Annotated in this window: 24 protein-coding genes; 15 read left to right on the top strand and 9 right to left on the bottom strand. The window is 75.1% G+C overall.

Annotated features, from left to right (window positions below):
- Positions 1-428 precede the first annotated feature (428 nt).
- A complete protein-coding gene (locus ABD944_RS34310) occupies positions 429-1,538 on the top strand; it encodes a tetratricopeptide repeat protein (protein WP_345183954.1) in 1,110 nt (369 codons plus the stop codon).
- On the opposite strand, the gene ABD944_RS34305 is transcribed toward ABD944_RS34310, so the two are convergent.
- On the bottom strand, positions 1,535-1,960 hold the full coding sequence (locus ABD944_RS34305) for a PPOX class F420-dependent oxidoreductase (protein WP_345183953.1): 426 nt from the start codon (positions 1,958-1,960) through the stop codon (positions 1,535-1,537). The genes ABD944_RS34310 and ABD944_RS34305 overlap by 4 nt on opposite strands.
- Before the next feature lie 51 nt (positions 1,961-2,011).
- On the opposite strand from ABD944_RS34305, the gene ABD944_RS34300 reads away from it, so the two are divergent.
- Positions 2,012-2,629: an alpha/beta hydrolase family protein gene (locus tag ABD944_RS34300; RefSeq protein ID WP_345183952.1), complete on the top strand. Its 618-nt coding sequence runs from the start codon at positions 2,012-2,014 to the stop codon at positions 2,627-2,629.
- Positions 2,630-2,726: 97 nt separating this feature from the next.
- Here ABD944_RS34300 and ABD944_RS34295 read toward each other — a convergent pair whose 3' ends face one another.
- Positions 2,727-2,930 carry a DUF5999 family protein gene (locus ABD944_RS34295; RefSeq protein ID WP_345183950.1) on the bottom strand — a complete coding sequence of 68 codons (204 nt, stop codon included), beginning with the start codon at positions 2,928-2,930 and terminating at the stop codon, positions 2,727-2,729.
- 280 nt (positions 2,931-3,210) lie between these two features.
- On the opposite strand from ABD944_RS34295, the gene ABD944_RS34290 reads away from it, so the two are divergent.
- From ABD944_RS34290 to ABD944_RS34280, 3 genes are read left to right on the top strand one after another with little or no spacing between them, the layout of a single operon-like run.
- Positions 3,211-3,939: a (Fe-S)-binding protein gene (locus ABD944_RS34290; RefSeq protein ID WP_345183948.1), complete on the top strand. Its 729-nt coding sequence runs from the start codon at positions 3,211-3,213 to the stop codon at positions 3,937-3,939.
- A complete protein-coding gene (locus ABD944_RS34285; RefSeq protein WP_378191488.1) occupies positions 3,936-5,408 on the top strand; it encodes a lactate utilization protein B in 1,473 nt (490 codons plus the stop codon). The genes ABD944_RS34290 and ABD944_RS34285 overlap by 4 nt, the downstream gene beginning before the upstream one ends.
- On the top strand, positions 5,405-6,046 hold the full coding sequence (locus ABD944_RS34280; RefSeq protein ID WP_345183946.1) for a LutC/YkgG family protein: 642 nt from the start codon (positions 5,405-5,407) through the stop codon (positions 6,044-6,046). Before ABD944_RS34285 ends, ABD944_RS34280 begins: the two co-directional genes overlap by 4 nt.
- Positions 6,047-6,052: 6 nt before the next feature.
- Here the strand turns inward: ABD944_RS34280 and ABD944_RS34275 are convergent, their stop codons facing one another.
- Positions 6,053-6,643, bottom strand: coding sequence for a TetR/AcrR family transcriptional regulator C-terminal domain-containing protein (locus ABD944_RS34275; RefSeq protein WP_345183944.1), 591 nt, complete (start codon positions 6,641-6,643; stop codon positions 6,053-6,055).
- 117 nt (positions 6,644-6,760) lie between these two features.
- Between ABD944_RS34275 and ABD944_RS34270 the strand changes: the two genes are divergently transcribed.
- Positions 6,761-7,177: a plectin gene (locus tag ABD944_RS34270; RefSeq protein ID WP_345183942.1), complete on the top strand. Its 417-nt coding sequence runs from the start codon at positions 6,761-6,763 to the stop codon at positions 7,175-7,177.
- A 165-nt stretch (positions 7,178-7,342) separates the two neighbouring features.
- Complete coding sequence (locus tag ABD944_RS34265; protein WP_345183940.1) at positions 7,343-8,068, top strand: maleylpyruvate isomerase N-terminal domain-containing protein; 726 nt, start codon at positions 7,343-7,345, stop codon at positions 8,066-8,068.
- Here the strand turns inward: ABD944_RS34265 and ABD944_RS34260 are convergent.
- Positions 8,016-9,389, bottom strand: coding sequence for a nitrate/nitrite transporter (locus ABD944_RS34260; protein ID WP_345183938.1), 1,374 nt, complete (start codon positions 9,387-9,389; stop codon positions 8,016-8,018). The genes ABD944_RS34265 and ABD944_RS34260 overlap by 53 nt on opposite strands.
- A gap of 190 nt (positions 9,390-9,579) precedes the next feature.
- On the opposite strand from ABD944_RS34260, the gene ABD944_RS34255 reads away from it, so the two are divergent.
- A complete protein-coding gene (locus tag ABD944_RS34255; RefSeq protein ID WP_345183963.1) occupies positions 9,580-9,828 on the top strand; it encodes a hypothetical protein in 249 nt (82 codons plus the stop codon).
- A 98-nt stretch (positions 9,829-9,926) separates the two neighbouring features.
- Here the strand turns inward: ABD944_RS34255 and ABD944_RS34250 are convergent, their stop codons facing one another.
- A complete protein-coding gene (locus ABD944_RS34250; RefSeq protein ID WP_345183936.1) occupies positions 9,927-10,421 on the bottom strand; it encodes an NUDIX domain-containing protein in 495 nt (164 codons plus the stop codon).
- A gap of 290 nt (positions 10,422-10,711) precedes the next feature.
- Between ABD944_RS34250 and ABD944_RS34245 the strand changes: the two genes are divergently transcribed.
- The 4 genes from ABD944_RS34245 to ABD944_RS34230 all read left to right on the top strand — a co-directional run bounded on the left by ABD944_RS34245 (position 10,712) and on the right by ABD944_RS34230 (position 15,236).
- Positions 10,712-12,820: a molybdopterin oxidoreductase family protein gene (locus ABD944_RS34245; protein WP_345183934.1), complete on the top strand. Its 2,109-nt coding sequence runs from the start codon at positions 10,712-10,714 to the stop codon at positions 12,818-12,820.
- Between the two features lie 101 nt (positions 12,821-12,921).
- Positions 12,922-13,314 carry a nitrite reductase small subunit NirD gene (nirD, locus tag ABD944_RS34240; protein WP_345183932.1) on the top strand — a complete coding sequence of 131 codons (393 nt, stop codon included), beginning with the start codon at positions 12,922-12,924 and terminating at the stop codon, positions 13,312-13,314.
- Positions 13,298-14,512: a uroporphyrinogen-III synthase gene (locus ABD944_RS34235; protein ID WP_345183930.1), complete on the top strand. Its 1,215-nt coding sequence runs from the start codon at positions 13,298-13,300 to the stop codon at positions 14,510-14,512. The genes nirD and ABD944_RS34235 overlap by 17 nt, the downstream gene beginning before the upstream one ends.
- Entirely contained in the window at positions 14,505-15,236 is a 732-nt protein-coding gene (locus tag ABD944_RS34230; RefSeq protein WP_345183928.1) for a sirohydrochlorin chelatase, read from the top strand. The genes ABD944_RS34235 and ABD944_RS34230 overlap by 8 nt, the downstream gene beginning before the upstream one ends.
- Here ABD944_RS34230 and ABD944_RS34225 read toward each other — a convergent pair.
- The gene (locus ABD944_RS34225) at positions 15,188-15,715 is read right to left on the bottom strand and encodes a MarR family winged helix-turn-helix transcriptional regulator (RefSeq protein ID WP_345183925.1); all 528 of its coding nucleotides are present in this window, start codon (positions 15,713-15,715) and stop codon (positions 15,188-15,190) included. The genes ABD944_RS34230 and ABD944_RS34225 overlap by 49 nt on opposite strands.
- A 116-nt stretch (positions 15,716-15,831) precedes the next feature.
- Between ABD944_RS34225 and ABD944_RS34220 the strand changes: the two genes are divergently transcribed.
- The 3 genes from ABD944_RS34220 (at position 15,832) to ABD944_RS34210 (ending at position 18,985) form a co-directional block, all read left to right on the top strand.
- Complete coding sequence (locus ABD944_RS34220; protein ID WP_345183923.1) at positions 15,832-16,815, top strand: ATP-binding cassette domain-containing protein; 984 nt, start codon at positions 15,832-15,834, stop codon at positions 16,813-16,815.
- Positions 16,816-16,817: 2 nt separating this feature from the next.
- A complete protein-coding gene (locus tag ABD944_RS34215; RefSeq protein ID WP_345183920.1) occupies positions 16,818-17,705 on the top strand; it encodes an ABC transporter permease in 888 nt (295 codons plus the stop codon).
- A 92-nt stretch (positions 17,706-17,797) separates the two neighbouring features.
- Positions 17,798-18,985, top strand: coding sequence for an esterase-like activity of phytase family protein (locus tag ABD944_RS34210; RefSeq protein ID WP_345183918.1), 1,188 nt, complete (start codon positions 17,798-17,800; stop codon positions 18,983-18,985).
- 79 nt (positions 18,986-19,064) lie between these two features.
- Here the strand turns inward: ABD944_RS34210 and ABD944_RS34205 are convergent, their stop codons facing one another.
- The 3 genes from ABD944_RS34205 to ABD944_RS34195 form a co-directional block, all read right to left on the bottom strand.
- Positions 19,065-20,420, bottom strand: coding sequence for an RNA polymerase sigma factor (locus ABD944_RS34205; protein ID WP_345183916.1), 1,356 nt, complete (start codon positions 20,418-20,420; stop codon positions 19,065-19,067).
- Positions 20,421-20,674: 254 nt separating this feature from the next.
- Positions 20,675-21,712: a cation diffusion facilitator family transporter gene (locus ABD944_RS34200; protein ID WP_345183913.1), complete on the bottom strand. Its 1,038-nt coding sequence runs from the start codon at positions 21,710-21,712 to the stop codon at positions 20,675-20,677.
- 52 nt (positions 21,713-21,764) lie between these two features.
- The gene (locus ABD944_RS34195) at positions 21,765-22,928 is read right to left on the bottom strand and encodes an AMP-binding protein (RefSeq protein ID WP_345183911.1); all 1,164 of its coding nucleotides are present in this window, start codon (positions 22,926-22,928) and stop codon (positions 21,765-21,767) included.
- Positions 22,929-22,960 lie beyond the last annotated feature (32 nt).

Genomic DNA, 22,960 nt, shown 5'->3' with positions numbered 1-22,960 from the left:
GCTCGCTGCTGTGTTTATTGCAGTGCTCTCCTCCTTCGGGCCTTGACGGCCCTCCATCGTCGAGCACTGCGTGCGATCGCTGGCATCGCTTCGGCTCGCCTTGCGGCTCGCTGCGCGATCAGGTTCTCGCTTCGCTTGAACCTGCCTTCGGACGCGATCGCGGTCATTGAGGTCGTTGCGGGGTTGCGACGGTGGCTGGGGTCGGCGGGGTGGTTTGCGATGGCCCTGCTCGCTTGGACCTGGGCCTCGGGCGAATCGCCGGGATTGCTTCGGCTGATCTTGCGGCTCGCTGCGTGTGGGAGGTCGCCGTGACGGAGCGGGCGATGGATTTGTGATCTTGCTTGGGTTTTGGGGTGTCGTCGCGGGACGGGGGCGGCGCGGATCGCTACGCTCGTTGCGGACCCCGACCCCCAGAGGGCAGAAGAGCGATGATCGAGTCTCCGGACGCGGTATCCGACGACCCTGCGCGACTGTGCGAGGAGGCCCGCGGCCTCGCCGAGAGCGGCGAGGCCGAGAGGGCCGCGCTGCTGTTCGAGAAGGTGCTCGCGCTGGGCGACACCCCCTTCCGGGCGCGGGCGGCGCTGGGGCTGGCGGTCGTCCTGGACGACGCCGGGCACGTCGAGCGCGCCCGGGAGGCCGACCGGACGGCGATCGCCACCGCCGATCCCGAGTACGGGCCGCGCGCCGCCTACCACCTGGCGCTCACCCACGAGCGGGCGGGCGAGCACGAGCGGGCGGCGCCCGCCTGGCGGGTCGTGGTCGACTTCGGCAACCCCGCCTACCTGCCGCCCGCCCATCTGGCCCTCGCCCGGATCGCCGACGACGCCGGCGACTTCGACGCGGCCCGCGACCACTGGGAGGCGGTGATCGCGACCGGGGACGCCGAGTACGGGCCGCCCGCCGCGCACGACCTGGCCCAGCGGCTGCTGGAGCGCGACGAGCCCGCGCGGGCCCAGCGGGTCCTGACCGCCGGGCTCAAGCTGATCGACCGGGGCGCCGACCCCTACGCGTACGGGCGGCTCGCCGTGGCGCTCGGCATCTCCTACCTCGACCAGGCGATCGGCGCGTTCGGCGCGGCGCTGGGGGACGAGCCGGCCGACCCGGAGGTCGGGCCGCTGGCCACCGAGCTGCTGGCGCGGACCCTGCCGCTGCGGGGGCGGGGCGCCGAGGCGGGCGAGGTGTGGCGGCGGGGCCTCGCCGAGCCCGGCACCGCGGGGCAGGTGCGGGCGCGGCTGCGCCGCGACTTCGGCGACGCCGACGACGACGGCGACCTGTGGTGGGAGCCGGTCGTCGAGCGCGCCGTGTCGGACGGCACGCTCCCCGCCCTCGCCGGCGAGGCGTTCGGCGCCCTCGACCACATGTACGCGCTGCTCGCCGTCCGGTACGCCGAACGACGGGCCGGCGACGCCCGCGAGACCCTCGGCAGGGCGGTGCGGGTGCCGGGCGGCTACGCGTGGGGCCCGCTGCTGCACGAGAGTTTCGCCGAGCGGTTCCGCCTGGCGACCGGCACGGCCGCCCCGGACTGGACCGACGGCTAGCCGGCGATGGCGCGCTGGGCGATCACCTTGGTGATGCGGGCGCGGACGAGGTACTCGGTGGGGACGGCGTTGCGCCGCCCGAACTCCTCGGCCCGGTCGGCGCCCATGTAGCGGCCGCCGATGACGGTCGCCCAGCGGAGCATCTCGTCGAGGTCCTCGACGAGGGACGCCTCGGCCTGGATCAGCACGTACGAGTACGGCGGCGCCTGGTCGTCGACGCAGACGGACAGGCGCGGGTCGCGGGCGAGGACGCGGCCCTTCACGCTCTGGTGCCCCGTGTTGAACAGCAGGTCGTCGCCGTCGAGGACGAACCAGATCGGCGTCACGTGCGGCGTGCCGTCCTTGCGGGTGACGGCGGCCTTGCCGGTGCGGGTGCCCTCCATGACGAACGCGCGCCATTCGCTGTCGGTCATCGTCTCCATGGGTCCAGTCTGCCGCACCGGCCGTTCGCGGCTGCCGCTACGGTGAGTCACATGAAGGTCGCGACGGCGCACGGGCCCGCCGAGGTGGTGCTCGACGAGGTGGACGACCCGGCGTTCCTGCTGGTGCTGACGCACGGGTCGAACGGGGGAGTGGAGGCGGCCGACCTGCTGGCGGTGCGGGCGGAGGCGCTGGGGCTCGGCGGCGCCGTCGCGCGGGTGGTCCAGCCGTTCCGGCTCGCCGGGCGGCGGGCGCCGGGCCCGGCGGCCAAGCAGGACGAGGCGTGGCTGGAGATCGTCGCGGCGCTGCGGAAGCGGTTCGGGGACGTCACGCTGGTGCAGGGCGGCCGCAGCAACGGGGCGAGGGTCGCGTGCCGGACGGCGGAGGCCGCCGGGGCGGCCGGCGTGGTGGCGCTGGCGTTCCCCCTGCACCCGCCGGGCAGGCCGGAGAAGACCCGGGTGGAGGAGTTGCGGTCGGCGGGGGTCGAGGTCGTCGTCGTCAACGGCGACCGCGACCCGTTCGGCGTGCCCGACCCGGCGGACGCGGCGCAGGTCGCGGTCCTGCCGGGCGAGCGGCACGACCTCGGCAAGGACCCCGCGGCCGTCGGTCGTGCCGTGGAGCCGTGGCTGAAGCGGTGGGCGGCCCGTCCGGTGCGGACGGGCCGGCGGTAGAGTCGCTCCGGGCCCGGTGCGGGCCCAGAGACCGGTCGTGGGCGGGCGTGCCCCCGAGGATGATCACCCGTTTGAACTAGTCCCCCGTGGAGACCGCTCAAGCGGCGGACGTGGCCTGCGCGTCCGTCGGCCGGTGCGGCGCGATGACTCCCCCGTCGGGCAGCAGCTCACCGGTGTCCTCGAACAGCACGACCCCGTTGCACAGCAGGCTCCACCCCTGTTCGGGGTGCGAGGCCAGCGTGCGGGCGGCGTCGCGGTCGGGTGCGTTGTGGGAGGGACAAGGCGGCTGGTGCGGGCACATGGCGTGCCTCCGGTCTCAACTACTGGTCGGTCGTGGTGCTTTCCTGTTCTGACGCACCCAAGTGTGGAGTGGTTCGCCCCCACCGGCCATAGCCCGTTGGGACGGTTGTCCATTGGTTCCGGAGTACCGGTCGGGTGTGATCCCTCCCACTCCCGGGGCGCCACGCAGTAGCGTGCCTCCCGCGCGATAACGGACGAAGAACGACACGCCGCCGGAGGCTGAAACCCCTACGATGTTCGGCGGGGGAACGGGCTCTGCGGGGGCGGGGGGAGTGAGGCCGGTGCGGGTCGCGCTGTCCGTCGCGTGCTTCGAGGACGTGCTGTTCCCCGGCACCGCGAAGGCCGTGACCGTGCTGCTGGAGCGGCTCGGGCACGAGGTGGCGTTCCCGCCGGGGCAGACGTGCTGCGGCCAGTTCCACTGGACGGCCGGCTACCACCGCGAGGCCGCCGGGCTTGCCCGCTCCCACGCGGCCGCGTTCGAGGGCTGCGAGGTCGTGGTGGCGCCGTCGGCGTCGTGCGCCGCGACCGTCCGCGCCGACTACCCGAAGATCGCCCGTACGGCCCGCGACCCCGGCCTGGCCCGCGCCGCCGAGGGCCTCGCCGTCTACGAGCTGACGGAGTTCCTCGTCGACGTCCTCGGGATCACCGACGTGGGCGCGTACTTCCCGCACCGGGTCACCTATCACCCGTCCTGCCGGTCCCTGCGCACTCTCGGCGTCGGCGACCGGCCGGTGCGGCTGCTGCGTGCGGTGCGGGGCCTGGATCTCGTGGAGCTGCCGTCCGCGGGGGAGTGCTGCGGGTTCGGCGGCGCGTTCGCGATGAAGAACGCGGACGTGTCGGTCGCGATGGTGGCCGACAAGGTCCGGCATGTCCGCGCCACCGGGGCGGACGTGGTCTGCGCGGTCGACGACTCGTGCCTGGCCCACATCGGCGGCGCGCTGTCGCGGCTGCGCGGCGGCGTCCGGACGATGCACCTGGCGGAGATCCTCGCGGAGACGGGGCCGGTGTGACGGCCTCCTCTCCGGGGACGCCGCCGTCCTCCGGCAGGAGCGGACCCGTCCCGGCGCCGAGGCCGAAGTTCGCCGCCGCCGCACGGCCGGAACTGGCCGACACGCGGCTGCGCCGCAACCTGCGCGGCGCGACGGCCGCGCTGCGGGAGCGGGAGGCCGCCGCGGCGGCCGAGGCCGCCGACTGGGAGGACCTGCGCGAGGCCGGACGAGCGATCAAGGATGGCGCGCTGCTCGACCTGGACGCCCATCTGGAGGAGCTGGAGCGGGCCGTCACCGAGTCGGGCGGCACCGTGCACTGGGCGGCGGACGCGGCGGAGGCGCGCCGCGTCGTCACCGGCCTGGTCCGCGCGACGGGCGCCAGGGAGGTCGTCAAGGCCGCGTCCGCGACGACGCGGGAGATCGGCCTGAACGACGCGCTCGCCCGCGCGGGCGTGACCGTCCGCGAGACCGGCGTCGCCGAGATGGCGGTGCAGCTCGGCGAGGACGCGCCGTCCCACCTGCTGTCCCCGGCCGCGCACCGCGACCGCGCGGAGATCGCGGAGGTGTTCCGGCGCGCGGTCCCGGCCGCCGGGCCGGGCCCGGCCGACGACCCCGAGGCGCTGACCGCCGCCGCCCGCGCCCACCTGCGCGACCGCTTCCTGCGCGCCCGCGTCGCGGTCACCGGCGCGAACTTCCTGGTGGCCGAGACCGGCACCCTGGTCCTGCTGGAGTCGGAGGGCAACGCGCGGATGTGCCTGACGCTCCCGGAGACGCTGATCAGTGTCGCCGGTATCGACAAGGTCGTCCCGACATGGGATGACATGGAGGTGTTCCTCCAGCTCCTGCCGCGCTCGTCGACCGGCGACCGGATGACCCCGTACGTCTCGACGTGGACGGGCGTGACGCCGGACGACGGGCCGCGCGCCTTCCACCTCGTCCTGCTCGACAACGGCCGCACCCGCGCGCTCGCCGACGAGGTCGGCCGCGCCGCCCTGCGCTGCATCCGCTGCTCGGCCTGCCTGAACGTCTGCCCCGTCTACGAGCGGACGGGCGGGCGCCCCTACGGCCCCGTCCACCCCGGCCCGATCGGCGCGGTGCTCACCCCGCTGACGCGGGGCGTGGAGAGCGCCGCCGACGCGTCCCTGCCCTACGCGTCCACGCTCTGCGGCGCGTGCGCCGACGTCTGCCCCGTGAAGATCGACATCCCGGACCTGCTGGTGCACCTGCGGGGGAAGGTGGTGGAGTCGCGCCGGAGGCGCCCGGTCCCGACGCCCGAGATGGCGCTGATGCGCGGCCTCGCCTGGACGCTCGGCGATCCGCGCCGCCACGAGGCGGCGGTGCGGCGCGGCGCACGCTGGGCGCGGCTGCTGTCGCGCGGCGGGCGGATCCGCCGCCTCCCGGGCCTGCTCGGCAAGTGGACCGAGGCCCGCGACCTGCCCGCGCCGCCGGCCGAGAGCTTCCGCGGCTGGTGGGACAGGACGCGGGCATGAGCTCGCGCGAGGAGGTGCTGCGCCGGGTCCGCGAGGCGCTCGGCGGTGCCCGCGGCCCGCGCCCGCCGGTTCCGCGCGGCTACGCCCGGCGGCCGGCCGCGGCCGACGCCGAGACCAGGGCCGACGTCCTCGCGCTGTTCACCGAGCGGGTCGCCGACAACCGCGCGGCGGTCCGGCACGTCGGCGCGGACGAGGCGGGCACGGCCGTGGCGGCCGCGCTGTGGGGGCGTGAGGTCAAGCAGATCGTCGTCCCCGCCGACCTGCCCTTCGGGTGGCTCGCCGAGCTGGACGGCGTGCGGGCCCTGGCCGACGCCCCGGCGGTCGACCTCGAGACCCTCGCCGCGTCGGACGGCGTCGTCACCGGGTGCGCGGTGGCCGTCGCGCAGACGGGCACGGTCGTCCTGGACGGCGGCCGGGCGCAGGGCAGGCGGGCGCTCACCCTCGTCCCCGGCTACCACCTGTGCGTGGTGCACGCCGACCAGATCGTCGGCACGGTCCCGGAGGCGGTCGGGCGGCTCGACCCGGCGCGCCCGCTGACGTGGATCAGCGGGCCGTCCGCCACCTACGGCATCGAGGCGGCGCGGGTCGAGGGCGCCCACGGCCCCCGGCACCTGGAGGTCATCCTCATCGAGGACTGACCGGTTCTAGCGCACGCCGCCGAGGACGACGCCGAGGCCCGCGCGGAAGCGGGCGTCCCAGTCGACCGCGCCGTCCTCGCCGGAGGCGATCCGGGCGGCGGCGCCGTCCTCGGCGGTGCCGCGCACCTCGAGGGCCGCGTGGCCGATCACGTAGCCGAGCAGGGTGTGCGCGGCGACGGCCGCGGCGTCCTCGGCGACGCCGCCGCGGCGCAGCACCTCCCGCAGCGACGCGAGGGTGGCGGCGAGCGCGGCCGGGTTGCGGCGGGTGACGACCAGGGGGAGGACGCCCGCGTGGGCCAGCAGGCGCTCGCGGTAGCCGTCCGCCCACGCCCGCAGCACGTCCTGCCAGCGCCCGGAGGCGGACGTGTCGGCCGGGGCGGCCGCGACGTGCGCGACCAGGCCGTCCAGGAGCTGCTCCTTGCCCCGGGGGAGGTGGTGGTAGATCGCCATCGCCTCGACCTCCAGCGCGTCGCCGAGGCGGCGCATGGTGAGGCGGCCGAGTCCCTGGCCGTCCACGATGCGCAGGGCCGCCTCGATGATCCGCTCGGTGGACAGGGGGGCGCGGTTCTGGGCGTTGATGCTGGGCTGCCTGACCATGAGGACAGACCTTACTGCGTAAAGGACCGAAGCCGGGTGTCCGCCGCCGCAACACGCCGGGACCCCGCGTACGCTTACCTCGATCGAACACTGCACGACCGTCGAGGGAGTACCGCCATGCCGCTGGGCCGCCGGGTGAGCAAGGACGTCGCCGAGCCGTACGAGGCCGACCAGCGGCTGGCCGCCGAGTACGACGACAGGCTCGCGGCGGCGGGCGACGCGGAGCGGGCGCTGCGGGACGCGCAGGCGTCCGGCGCCGCCGAGCCGGAGCTGGGGGAGCTGACGGTCGCGTTCGACCGGGCGATGACGGCCGTGCTCGCCGCCGCCGAGGCGGCCGAGCGGGTCGCGATGGGGCCGAAGGTGTACTCGACGCCGGCGCAGGACGCCAAGACGCGCCGCGCCGCCGAGATCGCCTACCGCAAGGCCAAGGCGCGCCCGGCGGTGCGCCCGTGGACCGACGAGGTCGACCGCCTGCGCACGGCACGCGAGGCGCACCGGCTGAGCTTCAGGACGCGGCCCGCCGCCCGCGTGTGAGCCGCCGCGGGCACGCGGCGACACGGCGTCACCGGGTGGCACGGGCCACCGAACTTTGAGAGTCTGCCCTCTCCGGGGAACGCCGGGGGTGCTCGCGCCGCACGTTCGCGCCTGCGCGTCCCGGCGGGGAGGGCACAGGGTGCTCTGGACGTTGGGGGATGTCACGTGGAGCGCACGCCGCCGGACCGGTGCCGCGTACTGGAGTCCTACCAGGACGGCGTGAAGGCGATCATCGCCCTGGCGGAGACCGTCGCCGACTGGGACGTGCCGACTCCCTGCGCCGACTGGCAGCTGATCGACCTCGCGGGGCACCTGCGGTGCGTCGCGGAGAACTTCCTGGAGTACCTCCAGGACGCGCCCGACAGCCGGCTGGCGAAGCTGTTCGCGCAGGACGCGGCCACGGCGGTGCTGATCAGGCAGCAGGCGCGGCAGAACGCGGCCGAGCTGGCGGTGCTGCCGCCCGAGCCCGGCCCGGAGCGGATCCTGGCGTTCGGGGTGTCGGCGGGGGCGTACGCCGACCTGATGCCCGACATGTGGGACCGGACGCACCTGATCTACCGGGGCACCAAGTACACGGTCGGCGACCACGCGGGCGCGGCGTGCGTGGAGTGGCACCTGCACGCCTGGGACATGGCCCGCGCGATCGGGGCCGACTACCGGCCGCGCGACCCTGACCTGCTGGTGCCGGCGTGGCACTGGGGCGTCCCGCACCTGCCGCTGGAGCCGGGGGACGCGTGGGAGGCGGTGCTGCGCTCCTCGGGCCGCTCGCCGCGGTGGCCGGACCCCGGGGAGGGGCCCGGCCGGGCGCGGCGGCGGCGCTCGGGCCGGCAGTCCGCCGTCAGACGCCCGCCGGCCTCCCCGGGCGGGCCCGCAGGTAGACCAGCCAGGTGAGCGCGCAGCACACGGCGTAGAAGGCGATGAACGCGATGTACGCGCCGTCGCCGGTCCCGTAGGTCAGGAACGACTGCCGGAACGCGATGTTGACCAGGACGCCGCCGAACGCGCCGACGGCGCCCGCGATGCCGATCAGCGCGCCGGACAGGCGGCGGGCCTCGTGCTCGGCGGCGCCCGGGTCCCCGCCGTCCGCGACGCCGGCGTGCGCCTTCGCCCTGAAGATCGCCGGGATCATCTTGTAGGTGGAGCCGTTGCCGAGGCCGCTGAAGGCGAACAGCAGCACGAAGCCGGTGAGGAACAGCCCGAGCGACCCGAGCCGCGAGGCGGTGAGCACGAGGGCCGCCGAGACGGCCATCGCCACGAAGGTCGCGAAGGTGACCTTGGCGCCGCCGAGCCGGTCGGCGAGCCACCCGCCGCCGGGGCGGATCAGCGACCCGAGCGCGGGGCCGAGGAACGTCAGGTAGGCGGCCTTGATCGGCGTGTCGAACTCGGCCGCGAACTGCACCTGCAGGACCTGCCCGAACGCGAAGCCGAACCCGATGAACGACCCGAAGGTGCCGATGTAGAGCACCGACATGATCCAGGTGTGGCCGTCCCGGCAGACGTCGCGCATGGCCCGCCCGTCGTTGCGGGCGTGCGCGAGGTTGTCCATGGCGAGGGCGGCGCCGAGGGCGGCGAGGACGATGAACGGGATGTAGACGCCCGCGACGAGGCCGGGGTGGTCCTTGCCGGCGGTGGCGAGGACGGCCAGCCCGACGAGCTGGACCACGGCGACGCCGAGGTTGCCGCCGCCCGCGTTGATCCCGAGGGCCCAGCCCTTGAGGCGCTGCGGGTAGAACGCGTTGATGTTGGCCATCGAGGACGCGAAGTTGCCGCCGCCGACGCCCGCGACGGCCGCCAGCACCAGCAGCGTGGTGAACGAGACGCCCGGCTCGATGAGGACGGCGGCCAGCACCGCGGGGACGAGCAGGAGCGCGGCGCTGAAGATCGTCCAGTTGCGGCCGCCGAAGCGGGCGACGGCGAGGGTGTAGGGGATGCGCAGCGCCGCCCCGATGAGCGCCGGGACGGCGGTGAGGGTGAACTTGCCGGCCGGGTCGACGCCGTAGGCGGGGCCGAGGAACAGCACCAGCACCGACCACAGCGTCCACACCGAGAACCCGATGTGCTCGGAGAAGATCGAGAACACGAGGTTGCGGCGGGCCGTCCGGGAGCCTCCGGCGGCCCAGAAGGCGGGGTCCTCGGGGCGCCAGTCGTCGATCCACCGGCCCTTCGGCGGACGGGTGCGCTCGGCGCGCGCGGCTTCGGTCGTGGCGGTCATCAGGGGGTCTCCTTGGGTCGCTCGGACGGCCCGACCGTAGGAATCCGGGGTTTCGCCCGTGTGTGACCGGTCATACGGCAGTGATAACTCCGCTGCACAGCGTGTCCCGCCCGCTGTGAGGTGCGGGGTAGACCCGGGCGCGCCCGGGTAGGCACCCAGGGGGAGGCGGCGGGGGAACGGAGACGTGACGATGGGAACCTGCGAGGTCTGCGGGAACGAGTACGCGATGGCGTTCGAGGTGCACGCGCAGGGCCAGGTGCACACGTTCGACTCGTTCGAGTGCGCGGTCACCAAGATGGCGCCGATCTGCGAGCACTGCCAGTGCCGCATCATGGGGCACGGCGTGGACGTGGGCGGGCACTTCTACTGCTGCGCCCACTGCGCCCATGCCGCGGAGCCGGAGCGCGCCCGCACGATCCAGGACGCCGTGTCGGTGTAGAGCGCTACGGAGATAGGCGCGGTGCGGCTCCAGCCGCGATACGGGTGGGGCCGTGTCGCGGTGCGGGCGAGGCACCGGAGCGACCGCCCGGCCCGGGTTCAGGCGCGGGCGGTCCTGAACGCCTGCTCGCGGCCGTCCTCCAGGTAGACGGCGCTGCCGGCGGCCATGGCCCGCAGGCTGGGCTCCATCCGGCGCGACACGTGCGGCGGCGCGAGTTCGGGGACCTTCTCCGGTGCCACGAGGATGTGGTCCGACAGCTCCTCGGCCGGCAGCCGGATCGCCGCGATCTCCTCGCCGGTGATGGTGCCGCCGAACACGAAGACGTTGACCGCGTCGACGCCGTCGTCGCGCGGCGATCCCCAGTCGACGCAGGCCAGGCCGTGCAGCCGGGGGACCAGGCCGAGCTCCTCCTCGCATTCGCGCACGCACGCCGACAGCGGGGACTCGTCGGCCTCGATCACCCCGCCGGGCAGGAACCAGCCCTCGCTGTAGGTGGGCTTGACCAGCAGCACCCGCCCCAGGTCGTCCAGCAGCAGGGCGGCCGCGGCGCCGCGGGCCCGCGGCAGGGAGGCGTAGTAGGCAAGGTCGGGCATGCTCCGAGGTTAAGCGTGATCACCCCGGACCGGTTCCGGCCGTCCCGGGACGGCGGCCGCATCCGTCCGCGAGATCGCCGGAGCACCGCGAATCCGTTCGGCAACCGGGCAAAAGGCAACGAATAGGCCATGACAGGGATCGACAACGCTTGACACGCGTTCGTCAAGGCGTGTCGCGGTTCCGCGGGCCCGACTCCTTGACATCGCCGGGCGCACGGGGTGAACGGCATTTAACGCCGGGGTCACGCGCGGGACTCGCCGGTGAAACCGGGCGCGCCGACTCTCGGCGGATGGCCGAGACCCCCACGCACTGCCCGTACTGCGCCCTGCAGTGCGGCATGACGCTGCACGACGGCGGTCCGGAGCCCCTGCGGGTGACGCCGCGCGACGACGTGCCGGCCAACGGCGGGGGGCTCTGCCAGAAGGGGTGGACGGCGGCCGAGGTGCTCACCGTCCCCGACCGGCTGACCGCGCCGCTGATGCGCCGGGACCGGGACGCGCCGCTGGAGCCGTGCGGCTGGGACGAGGCGCTCGACCGCGTCACCGCGGAGGTCGGGCGGCTGCGCGAGCGGCACGGGCCGGACGCCGTCGCGGTGTTCGGCGGCGGCGGGCTGACCAACGAGAAGGCGTACCAGCTCGGCAAGTTCGCGCGGATCGCGCTCGGCACCTCCCAGATCGACTACAACGGGCGGTTCTGCATGTCGTCGGCGGCCGCCGCGTCCGGGCGGGCGTTCGGCCTGGACCGCGGCCTGCCGGGCCCGGTCACCGACCTCGCGGCGTCCGGCGCGGTCCTGCTCGCGGGCGGCAACCCGGCCGAGACGATGCCGCCGTTCATGCGGCACCTGGCGCGGATGCGCGAGGGCGGCGGCGCCCTCGTCGTCGTGGACCCGCGCCGCACCGCCACCGCCCGCCAGGCCGACCTGCACCTGCAGCCGACGCCCGGCACCGACATCGCGCTCGCCAACGGGCTGCTGCACCTGGCGCTCGCCGAGGGCCTGGCCGACGAGGAGTACATCGCGGCCCGCACCACCGGGTTCGACGCCGTCCGGACGGTCGCCAACGCCTACTGGCCCGACCGCGCCGAGCGCATCACCGGCGTGCCCGTGCCGCTGATGCGCGAGGCCGTCCGGCTGCTGGCCCGGGCCTCCCGCGCCCACGTCCTCACGGCGCGGGGGTCCGAGCAGCACGCGCGCGGCACCGACACCGTCAGTTCCTTCATCAACCTGGCCCTCGCGCTCGGGCTGCCGGGCCGGGAGGGCTCCGGGTACGGGTGCCTGACGGGGCAGGGCAACGGGCAGGGCGGGCGCGAGCACGGCCAGAAGGCCGACCAGCTGCCCGGCTACCGCAGGATCGACGACCCGCAGGCCCGCGCGCACGTCGCCGGGGTCTGGGGCGTCGACCCCGGCGCCCTGCCGGGGCCGGGACGGTCGGCCTACGAGCTGCTGTCGGCGCTCGGCACCGCGGACGGCCCGAAGGCGCTGCTGCTGTTCGGGTCCAACCCCGTCGTGTCGGCGCCCAGCGCCGCGGCCGTGCAGGAGCGGCTCGGCGCGCTCGACCTGCTCGTGGTGGCGGACTTCGTGCCGTCGGAGACCGCGCGGCGCGCCGACGTCGTCCTGCCGACCGCGCAGTGGGCCGAGGAGTCGGGGACGATGACGAACCTGGAGGGCCGGGTGCTGCGGCGGCGCCGCGCCGTCCGCCCGCCGGGCGGCGTGCGCACCGACCTGGAGATCCTCGCCGCGCTCGCCGAGCGGCTCAGGGCGCCGGGGGAGTGGAGCACCGACCCGCGGGCGGTGTTCGGGGAGCTGCGCCGCGCGAGCGCGGGCGGCCCCGCCGACTACTCCGGCATCACCTACGAGCGGATCGAGGCCGAGGGCGGGGTGTTCTGGCCCTGCCCGTCGCCGGACCACCCCGGAACGCCGAGGCCCTACCTGGACCGCTTCCCCACCCCCGACGGGCGGGCGCGGTTCGTCCCCGTCGAGCACCGCGGCGCCGCCGAGGACGTCGACGCCGACTACCCGGTGTACCTGACCACCGGGCGCGTCCTCGCGCAGTACCAGTCGGGCGCGCAGACCCGGCGCGTCCGGCGGCTGGCCGAGGCGGCGCCGGGGCCGTTCGTCGAGCTGCACCCCGACCTGGCCGGGCGCCTCGGCATCGAGGACGGCGCCGGCGTGCGGGTGGAGAGCCGCCGGGGCGCGGCCACCGTGACCGCGCGGCTGACCGGCGCGATCCGCTCCGACACCGTCTTCATCCCGTTCCACTGGGCGGGGGAGGGCCGCGCGAACCTGCTCACCAACCCCGCGCTGGACCCGGTCTCGCGGATGCCGGAGTTCAAGGTGTGCGCCGTCCGGCTGCGGCCCCTGCCCGCCGAGGGGGACGGCGCCGCACCCGGCGCGAGGTGAGCCCCTTTTAACACGGCGGTGACAAAGGGGACCCAACCGCGAAACCGCCCCTTCCGAGTATCGGACCATCGGACAGTTCCCCGCCAGGAGGTTGCCGCGCGATGACCACGACACCCGAAGCGACGATCGTCAGGGAGCGGGCGGGCCGGCCCGCGGCCCGCTGGTTCGACATCTGCTCCTACGTCGGCCTGACCCCCGAGCGGGGCGCCTGCGCGATGGTGGACGGGACGCAGGTGGCGATCTTCCGGACCTTCGACGGCGGCCTGTACGCGCTGTCGAACCTCGACCCGTTCAGCGGCGCCTACGTGATGTCGCGGGGGATCCTCGGCACCAGGGACGAGGCGCCGACCGTCGCGTCCCCCATGTACAAGCAGGTGTTCGACCTGCGGACCGGGGCGTGCCTGGACGACCCGCGGGTGGCGCTGCCGACCTTCCCGGTCCGCCGCTCCGGGGACCGGGTGGAGGTGGCGCTCACCGATGAGCACCGGCAGTGAGCCGCTGGCCGGGTTCGCCGTCGGCGTGACCGCGGCCCGGCGCCACGAGGAGCTCGCGACGCTGCTGGAGCGGCGCGGGGCGAGGGTCGTGCTGGCGCCCGCCATCCGCCTGGTCCCGCTCGCCGACGACGCCGAGCTGCTGGAGGCCACCCGGGCGTGCCTGTCCGGGCCCCTGGACCACGTCGTGGTCACGACCGGGATCGGTTTCCGGGCGTGGCTGGAGGCGGCCGACGGGCACGGCATGCGCGAGGCGCTCATCGGGCGCCTGGCCGAGACCGACATCCTGGCGCGGGGCCCGAAGGCGCGCGGCGCGATCCGGTCCGCGGGCCTGCAGGAGCGCTGGTCGCCGGACTCGGAGGAGTGCGCCGAGGTGATCCGGCACCTGCTGGACCGGGAGCCGGCCGGGGCGCGCGTGGCCGTGCAGCTGTACGGGGAGCGCCAGCCGGAGCTGATCGCGGCCCTGCGCGCTGCCGGCGCCGAGGTGATCGAGATCCCGGTGTACCGCTGGTCGCGGTCCGAGGACTCCACGCAGCTGCGCCGGCTCGTCGGGCAGGCGGTCGCGGGCACCATCGACGCGATCACCTTCACCAGCGCTCCGGCGGTCGCCGCGACGCTCGCGGTCGCCGCCGAGGACGACCTGGAGGAGGCCCTGCTGGAGGCCCTGCGCACCCATGTCGTGGCGGCGTGCGTCGGCCCGGTCACCGCGCAGGCGCTCACCGAGCGCGGCGTCCCGACCGTCCAGCCGGAACGCGCCCGGCTCGGCGCGCTGGTGCGGGCGCTGGTCGCCGACCTGCCGCGGCGGCGGTCGCGGCGGCTGTCGGTGCGGGGCTTCTCGCTGGAGCTGCGCGGGCACGCCGTCGTCCTGGACGGCCAGTTGAGGCCCATCGCGCCCGCGCCCATGGCGATCCTGCGGGCTCTCGCGCGGCGCCCCGGGCACGTGGTGTCGCGGGCGGAGCTGTGCGGGGTGCTGCCGGGCCGGCTGGCCGTCGCGCCCGGCATCAGGGAGGCCTGGGCGCGGGAGGCGCGGCCGCGGGACGCCCGCCCGCAGGCCGACGAGCACGCGGTGGAGATGGCGGTGGCGCGGCTGCGGCGCGGTCTCGGCCGGCCCGGCATCGTCGAGACCGTCGTCAAGCGCGGGTACCGGCTGGCGTGCGACCCGCGGATCGCCGACCGGCTCCCGGCGGGCGCCGGTGGCTGAGGCCGGAGGCGCGCCGCCCGCGCTGCTCGCGGTGGCACACGGCACGAGGGACCCGGCGGGGCCCGCGGTGGTGCGGGCGCTGCTGGACCGGGTCCGGGCGATGCGTCCGGGCCTGCGGGTGGCCGAGGCGTACGGCGAGCTGTCCGAGCCGTCGCTGGAGGAGGCGGCGGAGGGGCTGCGCGGCGTCCCGGTGGTCGTGGTCCCGCTGCTGCTGGCGCGCGGGTACCACGCCCTGGTCGACGTCCCCGGCCGGGCGGGCCGCCTGCTGCCGGGGGCGGTGACGTCCCGGCCGCTCGGCCCGGACGCGCTGCTGGCCGGGGCGCTGGCCGCCCGGCTGGCCGAGGAGGACCGGATCTCGCCGGACCGCCGGGACGCGGTCGTCCTCGGCGCGGCGGGGGACGCCGGCCCGGCGGGCGCCGCCGACGTGCGCGCGGCCGCCCGGCTGCTGGCGCGGCAGCTCGGGCGGCCCGTCCCGCACGGCTTCGTCGCGGCGGGCGGACCGCTGCTGGACGAGGTCGTCGCGGGGCTGCGCAGGCGCGGCGCCCGCCGGACCGCGGTGGCGTCCTACCTGCTGGAGGCCGACCGCTTCCACGACCGGATGCGGGCCTGCGGCGCCGACGCGGTCGCCGCGCCGCTCGGCGCGCACGGCGCGGCCGCCCGGCTGGTCCTGCGCCGCTACGACGAGGCCGTGCTGCCGCTCGCGATCCCGGCGGCGGCCCGCTGACCCGTCCCGTCCCGGCGGGCCGGCTCCTCGTCCGGGGCGGCGAACCGCTCGTCGTGGTGGGCGAGGACCCGCAGCAGCAGCTCCTTGAGCAGGTCGGTCTCGTCGGGCGACAGCGCCTCGAACAGCGCCTCGTCCAGGCGGGCGCGGTCGTCCTGGCACGCGCCGAGGAACAGCCGCCCGTCCTCGGTGGCGTCGAGCGCGTACCGGCGCCGGTCGCCGGGGTCGCGGCGGCGCCGGACGTGGCCGGCCGTCTCCAGCGCGTCGACGATGCCCACGAGGTCGCCGGCGTCCATGCGCAGCCGTTCGGCGACCTGGCGCTGCGACAGCGGCCCGTGCCGCGCCACGCACCCGAGCACCAGCAGGTGGGGCAGCCTCGACCCGTCGGGGAGCATCCGGGCGGCGGTGCGGCGCACCAGCCGCCCCGTCTCGAACAGCAGGTAGGTGGGCGACGCGGACAGGGGATCGGGCCGGTCCTCCACGACTGCTCCCTGGGGGTTCTTGGCCGGTCCTATTTCTCTTGACCTGAGAAATAGGTTATCCCTACCGTTGGGTGGCCCAAAATATGGGTGTTCGCTCCATGCGGAGGGAGGCCCCCATGCCGGACGGGGGACCGGCCGTCGAGGTCGACGGCCTGACCAAGAGGTTCGGTGACGTGGAGGCCGTGCGGGGAATCGACTTCACCGTGCGGCCAGGGGAGATCTTCGGTTTCCTCGGCCCGAACGGCGCGGGCAAGTCCACGACGATCAACATGCTGTGCACGCTGCTGCGCCCGAGCGGCGGCGGCGCGCGGGTCGCCGGGTACGACGTGGTGCGCGAGCGCGACGACGTCCGCCGCAACATCGGGCTGGTGTTCCAGGACCCGACGCTCGACGGCTACCTGTCGGGCGAGCAGAACCTGCGCTTCCACGCCGAGCTGTACGGGGTGCCGCGCTCGGTGACGGCCGACCGCATCCGGCAGGTGCTGGAGATGGTCAACCTGTGGGACCGGCGCGGCGACCTGGTGCAGACCTACTCGGGCGGGATGAAGCGCCGCCTGGAGATCGCGCGCGGCCTGCTGCACTCCCCGCGGGTGCTGTTCCTGGACGAGCCGACCGTCGGCCTGGACCCCCAGACCCGGGCGTCGATCTGGGAGTACATCCGGCACCTGCAGGCCGCCGAGGAGATCACGATCTTCATGACGACGCACTACATGGACGAGGCCGAGTACTGCGGGCGCATCGCGATCATGGACTCGGGGCGGATCGTGGCGCTGGACACCCCCGAGGCGCTCAAGGCCGGCGTCGGCGAGGACCGGGTCCGCATCCAGACCGCCGACGACGAGGCCGCGATCGCCGCGCTGAAGGACCGGTTCGGGCTGGAGGCCGTCATGTCGGAGGGCGCGGTGGCGTTCTCGGTGGCCTCCGGCGAGGCGTTCGTCCCGCGGCTGTTCGCCGAGCTGGGCGTGCCGATCAGGTCGGTGAACGTGGCGCGGCCGTCCCTGGACGACGTGTTCATGTCGTTCACCGGCACCACCATCCGCGACGCCGAGGCCTCGGCGACCGACGGGATGCGCGTCGCGATGCGCGCGATGAGGAGGTGACGATGGCGAGCACGGCCGAGAGGGCGGCGGGCGCCGAGGTCGTCCGGGTCAGGGTGCCCGAGCGCGGCCTGCGGCAGGACCTGCGCGCCGTGAAGATCGTCCTGCACCGGGAGCTGATCCGGTTCTGGCGCGACAAGCTGCGGATGGTGTCCGGGCTCGTCCAGCCGGTGCTGTGGCTGCTGGTCATGGGCACCGGGCTGTCCAACCTCATGGCCCGAAGCGGCGGCCCCGCGGGGTCGGTCGACCTGAAGACGTTCATCTTCCCCGGCGTGTGCGCGATGTCGGTGATGTTCACCGCGATGTTCTCCGCCGGGTCGATCGTGTGGGACCGCGAGTTCGGGTTCCTGCGCGAGATGCTCGTCGCACCGGTCAGCCGCGCCGCGATCGTCGTCGGCAAGTGCGTCGGCGGCGCCCTGGTGGCGACCGTGCAGGGCGCGGTGATCGTGTCGCTGGCGGGCCTCGCCGGGGTCCCCTACGACCCGGGCCTGCTGCTGGAGCTGCTCGGGCTGATGTTCGTCGGGGCGTTCGCGCTCACCGGGTTCGGCGTCATGATGGCCGCGCGGATCAACAGCATGCAGTCGTTCTTCGGCCTCATGCAGATGGCGATGATGCCGATGATGTTCCTGTCCGGGGCCCTGTACCCGCTGAACGGGCTCCCGGCGTGGCTGACCGTGCTGACCCGGTTCAACCCGCTCACCTACGCCGTCGACCCGCTGCGGCACGCGGTGTTCTCCCACCTGGACGTCTCGCCGCAGCTGCTGCGGACGTTCGACCCGGGCGTCACCTGGGGCGGCTGGGTGGTCCCGATCTGGCTGGAGATCGTCCTCGTCCTCGGCATGGGCCTGGGGCTGATGGGCGTGGCCATCCTGGAGTTCCGCCGCGCCGACTGAGGAAACGCCGCCGTCACCCGCCGTGATGAAGGATACTGGCCGCGTGCGCGACGCAGCGCACTCGGTCGGACGCGAAGGGTGACGGCGGCAACGTGAACGGGTACAGGACGATATGGCGCGGGGCGGCGGCGACGGCCGCGGTACTGGCGGCGGTGGCGGGCGCCGCGACCGTGGACGGACCGGTCCGCGCGCAGGCCGCGGACGGGGCCCGGCCCGCGGCCGCGGCGCAGGAGTTGCGGATCACGCGTTTCCTGGGGGAGCGGCGGCTTCCCCACATGGCGAAGTTCAAGGGCACCACGGTCGGCGGGCTGTCGGGCATCGACCGCGACCCGCGCACCGGGACCTGGTACCTGGTCTCCGACGACCGGTGGCGCTACGACCCGGCCCGGTTCTACACCGGCCGCCTGGACATCGACCCCGCCACCGGCGCGTTCACCGGGGTCCGGCTCACCGGGGTGTCCACGCTGCGGGGCCCGGACGGCCGCCCCTACCCCGGATTCGGCAAGCCGGGGTCGGTCGACCCGGAGACGATCCGCTTCGACCCGCGGTCCCGGCGCGTCCTGTGGGGCAACGAGGGCGACCGTCCGGACGAGGCGCACGAGGGCATCCCCCTGGCACCGATGTCGCTGCGGTGGGCCGGACGCGACGGCCGGTACGCCGGTGAGCTGGCCCTTCCGCGGTCGCTGCGGCTGACCGCCGAGCACCGGGGCCCGCGCCGCAACGCCGGCTTCGAGGCGCTGACGTTCACCCCGCACGGCGTCGCGGCGATGGCCGAGGGCCCCCGGTACGAGGACGGGGAGCCGCCGACCGTGCGGCACGGCGCCATGTCCCGCCTCACCCTGTGGGACCGGGCCGGGCGAGTGACGGCCCAGTACGCCTACCCCGTCGACCGCCTCCCGGTCGCGCCGAGGCCGCCCACCGGCGCCGCCGACAGCGGCGTCTCGGAGATCCTCGCCGCCGGGGACCGCCGGTTCCTGGCGCTGGAGCGCTCCTGGCTGGAAGGCGTCGGATACAAGGTCCGGCTGTACGAGTTCGACGTGCGGGGCGCCACGGACGTGCTGCGCCGCGACCGGCTCGACCAGGGCGGGCGGTTCCGTCCGGCGCGCAAGCGCCTCGTCGCCGACCTCGGCCGCTACGCCGATCCCGCGCAGAACCTGGAGGCGCTGGCGTGGGGGCCGCGCCTGAGGTCGGGGGAGTGCACGCTGGTGGCCGGCTCCGACGACAACTTCGACCAGCGCGAGGCCACGCAGTTCCTGGCGTTCGCCGTCCGGGGCTGCTGACCGCCGCCGCGCGACGCGCGAGGGCCCGCGGGACCGTGACGGTCCCGCGGGCCCTTCGCGTGCCGTGCCCGGCGGGTGGTCAGACGGCGAAGTCCAGCAGCGGGCGGGCGTTGCTGGGGTGCCGCAGCTTGGACAGCGACTCCTTCTCCAGCTGCCGGATCCGCTCGCGGGTCAGGCCGAGGGCCTTGCCGATCTCGTCCAGGGTGCGCGGCGTCCCGTCGTACAGCCCGAACCGCATCGCCATGATCTTGGCTTCGCGGGGGGACAGGATGTCGAGGGTGCGGCGCAGCTGGTCGGCCATGAGCTGGCGGTCCACCAGCTCAGACGCCTCGGGGCTGTCGGTGTCCTCGATGAGGTCGCCGATGCGGGTCTCGCCGTCCTCGCCGATGGTGGAGTCCAGGCTGATCGGCTGCCGGCTGGTGCGCAGCAGCTCGCGGACCTGCTCGGGGCTCTTGTCCAGCTCGGCGGCCAGCTCCTCGGGGGTGGGCTCGCGGCCGAGGCGCTGGTGCATGTCGCGCTCGACGCGGCTCAGCTTGCTGAGCATCTCCAGGACGTGGACGGGCAGCCGGATCGTGCGGGCCGAGTCGGCGAAGCCGCGCTGGATCGCCTGGCGGATCCACCACATCGCGTAGGTGGAGAACTTGTAGCCCTTGGAGTAGTCGAACTTCTCCACGGCGCGGATCAGGCCGAGGTTGCCCTCCTGGACGACGTCCAGCAGCGACAGGCCGCGGTCGGAGTACTTCTTGGCGACCGACACCACGAGCCGGAGGTTGGCCTCCAGCATGTGGGCCTTGGCGCGGCGGCCGTCGGCGGCGACCCATTCCAGGTCGGCGCGCATGGCGGGGGAGAGGTCCTCGGCCTCCAGCTTGTGCTCGGCGTACAGGCCGGCCTCGATGCGCTTGGCGAGGTCGACCTCCTGCTCGGCGGTGAGGAGCTGGCGGCGGCCGATGGCCTTGAGGTAGGTGTGGACGGAGTCGCCCATCGTGGTCGACTGGTCGTCCAGGTCCGCGGAGGTCTCCTCGGCCTCGACCTCGGTGACGTCGAACCCCTCGTCGACGGAGGCGTCGCGCTGGCCGCCGGGCCGCGGCGCCGCGCCGGCGGCCTTCGCGGTGGTCTTGGCGGCGCCCCTGCGGGCGGTGCGCTTCCTGGCGGCGCCCGCGGCGCCGGAGGTGTCCTGGGCGGTCTCCCCGCCGGCGTGGTCGGCGGCCGCGGCCCTCTTGCGGACGGCGTCGGGCTCGCCCGCCAGGCTGATGCCGGCCTCGGACAGCTCGCGCAGGATGGAGCGGCCCTGGGCCGGGCTGATCCCGGCGGTCTCGAAGGCCCCCCTCACCTCGTCGAGCGAGAGGCGCCCGTGGGCGCGGCCACGCTTGAGGAGGTCGTTGAGCGCGGGGCTCGGCGACTCCGTGAGCGGGGTCTCGACGGCGCTTCGCGGCATGGGGACACCCCCCTCCCTTCGGTGTGTGAGTGCGGCGCGGATTGTGTTCGCTCGTGGCGCACGCACTTAACGGAACGTCGCAGGACGGGCCTGTTGTTCCCGGCTTCGTCGCCGGGCGGCGCTCCGCGGGGGATCGTGGAGGAGCGATCCAGACGGTCGTGGTGCCCACGGCCAGCGGTTTCACACCGCCCGAACCGATCCGGTTCTACCTTACTTCGTAAAGGCCCCAGGTCGTGGCGACGTGAGATAGGCCACTACGCTCCCGAATCCTTGGGCCGCAATGTCCGACCATAACGCGCGATGACCCGTTCGCGCAGCTCAGGGTCGTCGCGGGGGACCGGTTCGAGGAACACCTCGTCGATCTCCTCGTGCGCGCCGCGCAGCTCGCGGGCCATCCGGACGCAGGCGCGCTCGACCTCGGCGGCGGTGAGGGAGTCGCGGAAGTCGAGGCGGGCGCAGACCAGCACGCGGTCGGCGCCGAAGGTCACGGTGACGATGTCCACGACCCACTCCACCTCGTACGCCCGGCCGAGGCGCGCGCGGACGTCGGCGACGATCCGGGGGTCGGCCTGCGAGCCGATCAGCAGGTTCAGGTTGATCCGGCCGAGCACGAGCGCGACGGCGGTCAGCAGGACGCCGATGAGCAGGGAGCCCACACCGTCCCAGGTCGCCGACCCGGTGAGCTGGTGCAGGCCCAGGCCGCCGAACGCGATGAGCAGCCCGATGAGGGCCGCCGAGTCCTCCAGCAGGACGCTGATCGAGGTGGGCTCGTCGGTGCGGCGGATGTAGGCGCGCAGCGGCAGGTCCTCCGCCCGCGCCGCGGCCCGGACCTGCCGGACCGCCTGCTGCCACGAGACCGCCTCCAGCACGAACGCCACCGCGAGCACGGCGTACCCGACGATCGTGCCGGACTCGCCGGCCGCCCGGTGCCCGATGAGCGTCTCGATCCCCTGGTAGTAGGAGAACAGCGCGCCCATCCCGAAGATCGCGACGGCGACGAGCAGGGTCCAGATGTAGCGCTCCTTGCCGTAGCCGAGCGGGTGGCGGCGGTCGGCGGGGCGCCCGCTGCGGCGAAGCCCCACCAGCAGCAGCACCTCGTTGAAGGTGTCGGCGATCGAGTGGGCGGCCTCCGCCGCCATCGACGCCGACCCGGTGATCAGTGCGGCGACGATCTTGGCGACGGCGATGCCGAGGTTGGCGGCGAACGCGAGGACGACGGTCAGGAGGCTCTCGTCCTGGGCGCCGCCGTCGTTCCGGCCCTCGGTCCGCTGCTGCCCGCTCTGTGCCGCCATGATCCGTCCTCTGCCCCGGCGGTCACCGTGCCATGCGCGGCGCGGCCCTCCGTCAGGGCGCGCAGGCGCGGAGCCGGGCCCGGTCGGGCTTCCCGGACGCCAGCAGCGGGATCGCCTCCACCAGCTCCAGCTCGCGCGGCGCCGCGTACGCGGGCATCGTCTCGCGCACGAGCGCGCGCAGCTCGGTCAGCTCCGGAAGGCCGGGCCCGGCGGGGACGACGACGGCGGTGACCCGCTCGCCCCACTCGGGATCGGGGCGGCCGACCACGACGACGTCGCGGATCTTCGGGTGCCGCGACAGCACGGTGGCGATCTCGCCCGCGACGACCTTCTCCCCGCCGGTGTTGATCACGTCGTCGACGCGGCCGCGGACGCGCAGCCGGCCGTCCTCGATCGCGCCGAGGTCCTGGGTGAGGAACCAGTCGCCGTCCCTGGCCGCGGCGGTCAGCTCGGGCCGCAGCCGGTAGCCGGTGAACAGCGAGGGGCCGGCGAGGCGGATCCGGCCGTCGTCGCCGAGCGCGACGCGCATGCCGTCCAGGGGCGTGCCGTCGTAGACGCAGCCGCCGCAGGTCTCGCTCATCCCGTAGGTGGTGAACACGCGCCCGCCCCGGCCGCGGGCCTCGGCCAGCAGGCCGGGCGAGGCGGCGGCGCCACCGAGCACGATGGCGCCGAGCCGCGACAGGTCGGCGCCGGCGTCCAGGAGCCGGCGCAGCTGCGTGGGGACGAGCGAGACGTGGAGACCCTCGGCCGCCGCGACGGCGGCGGCGTCGAAGCGGGGGGCGATGACGGGGTCGGTGCCGGCGACGAGGGAGCGGACGAGGACCTGGACGCCGGAGATGTGGCTGGTGGGCAGGCAGCACAGCCACCGGTCGCCGGGCCCGGCCTCGATGCGGGCGAGGGTGCCGGCGGCGGAATGGCGCAGCGCGCCGGCCGTCAGCTCGACGAACTTGGGGGCGCCGGTGGAGCCGGACGTGGCGATGAGCACCGCCGTGCCGGCATCGACGGGCGGGTGCCCGCCGCCGGGGGAGTGCGGGACGGTGCCGCCGTCGGTCTCGATCGCGTCCGGGGCCAGCGCGTCCAGGAGGCCGCGCAGCGCGGGCTCGGGCAGGTCCGGGGGCAGGGGGCAGATCGCGGGGCCGCCGTCGAGGGCACGGGCGAGGGCGTCCAGCAGGCGGGGGCCGGGCGGCAGAACGACGGCGTGCAGCGGGCGATCCATGATCTCATCAGCGTAGACGACCCCGCTGAACG

This window comes from Actinomadura verrucosospora (genome assembly GCF_039540335.1).
GTDB classification, from domain to species: domain Bacteria; phylum Actinomycetota; class Actinomycetes; order Streptosporangiales; family Streptosporangiaceae; genus Spirillospora; species Spirillospora verrucosospora.
Note: the sequence above shows the minus strand (reverse complement) of the source record. Positions and strands in the feature narration are given on the sequence as shown.

What these genes read in the sequence shown, in the direction of transcription:
- ABD944_RS34245 (WP_345183934.1), top strand. Translation starts at nt 10,712, where the DNA reads ATGGCCGAGACCCCCACGCACTGCCCGTACTGCGCCCTGCAGTGCGGC.
- ABD944_RS34280 (WP_345183946.1), top strand. Translation starts at nt 5,405, where the DNA reads ATGAGCTCGCGCGAGGAGGTGCTGCGCCGGGTCCGCGAGGCGCTCGGC.
- ABD944_RS34255 (WP_345183963.1), top strand. Translation starts at nt 9,580, where the DNA reads ATGGGAACCTGCGAGGTCTGCGGGAACGAGTACGCGATGGCGTTCGAG.
- ABD944_RS34295 (WP_345183950.1), bottom strand. Translation starts at nt 2,930, where the DNA reads ATGTGCCCGCACCAGCCGCCTTGTCCCTCCCACAACGCACCCGACCGC.
- ABD944_RS34235 (WP_345183930.1), top strand. Translation starts at nt 13,298, where the DNA reads ATGAGCACCGGCAGTGAGCCGCTGGCCGGGTTCGCCGTCGGCGTGACC.
- ABD944_RS34305 (WP_345183953.1), bottom strand. Translation starts at nt 1,960, where the DNA reads ATGGAGACGATGACCGACAGCGAATGGCGCGCGTTCGTCATGGAGGGC.
- nirD (WP_345183932.1), top strand. Translation starts at nt 12,922, where the DNA reads ATGACCACGACACCCGAAGCGACGATCGTCAGGGAGCGGGCGGGCCGG.
- ABD944_RS34200 (WP_345183913.1), bottom strand. Translation starts at nt 21,712, where the DNA reads ATGGCGGCACAGAGCGGGCAGCAGCGGACCGAGGGCCGGAACGACGGC.
- ABD944_RS34270 (WP_345183942.1), top strand. Translation starts at nt 6,761, where the DNA reads ATGCCGCTGGGCCGCCGGGTGAGCAAGGACGTCGCCGAGCCGTACGAG.
- ABD944_RS34310 (WP_345183954.1), top strand. Translation starts at nt 429, where the DNA reads ATGATCGAGTCTCCGGACGCGGTATCCGACGACCCTGCGCGACTGTGC.
- ABD944_RS34195 (WP_345183911.1), bottom strand. Translation starts at nt 22,928, where the DNA reads ATGGATCGCCCGCTGCACGCCGTCGTTCTGCCGCCCGGCCCCCGCCTG.
- ABD944_RS34275 (WP_345183944.1), bottom strand. Translation starts at nt 6,643, where the DNA reads ATGGTCAGGCAGCCCAGCATCAACGCCCAGAACCGCGCCCCCCTGTCC.
- ABD944_RS34215 (WP_345183920.1), top strand. Translation starts at nt 16,818, where the DNA reads ATGGCGAGCACGGCCGAGAGGGCGGCGGGCGCCGAGGTCGTCCGGGTC.
- ABD944_RS34205 (WP_345183916.1), bottom strand. Translation starts at nt 20,420, where the DNA reads ATGCCGCGAAGCGCCGTCGAGACCCCGCTCACGGAGTCGCCGAGCCCC.
- ABD944_RS34300 (WP_345183952.1), top strand. Translation starts at nt 2,012, where the DNA reads ATGAAGGTCGCGACGGCGCACGGGCCCGCCGAGGTGGTGCTCGACGAG.
- ABD944_RS34260 (WP_345183938.1), bottom strand. Translation starts at nt 9,389, where the DNA reads ATGACCGCCACGACCGAAGCCGCGCGCGCCGAGCGCACCCGTCCGCCG.
- ABD944_RS34250 (WP_345183936.1), bottom strand. Translation starts at nt 10,421, where the DNA reads ATGCCCGACCTTGCCTACTACGCCTCCCTGCCGCGGGCCCGCGGCGCC.
- ABD944_RS34220 (WP_345183923.1), top strand. Translation starts at nt 15,832, where the DNA reads ATGCCGGACGGGGGACCGGCCGTCGAGGTCGACGGCCTGACCAAGAGG.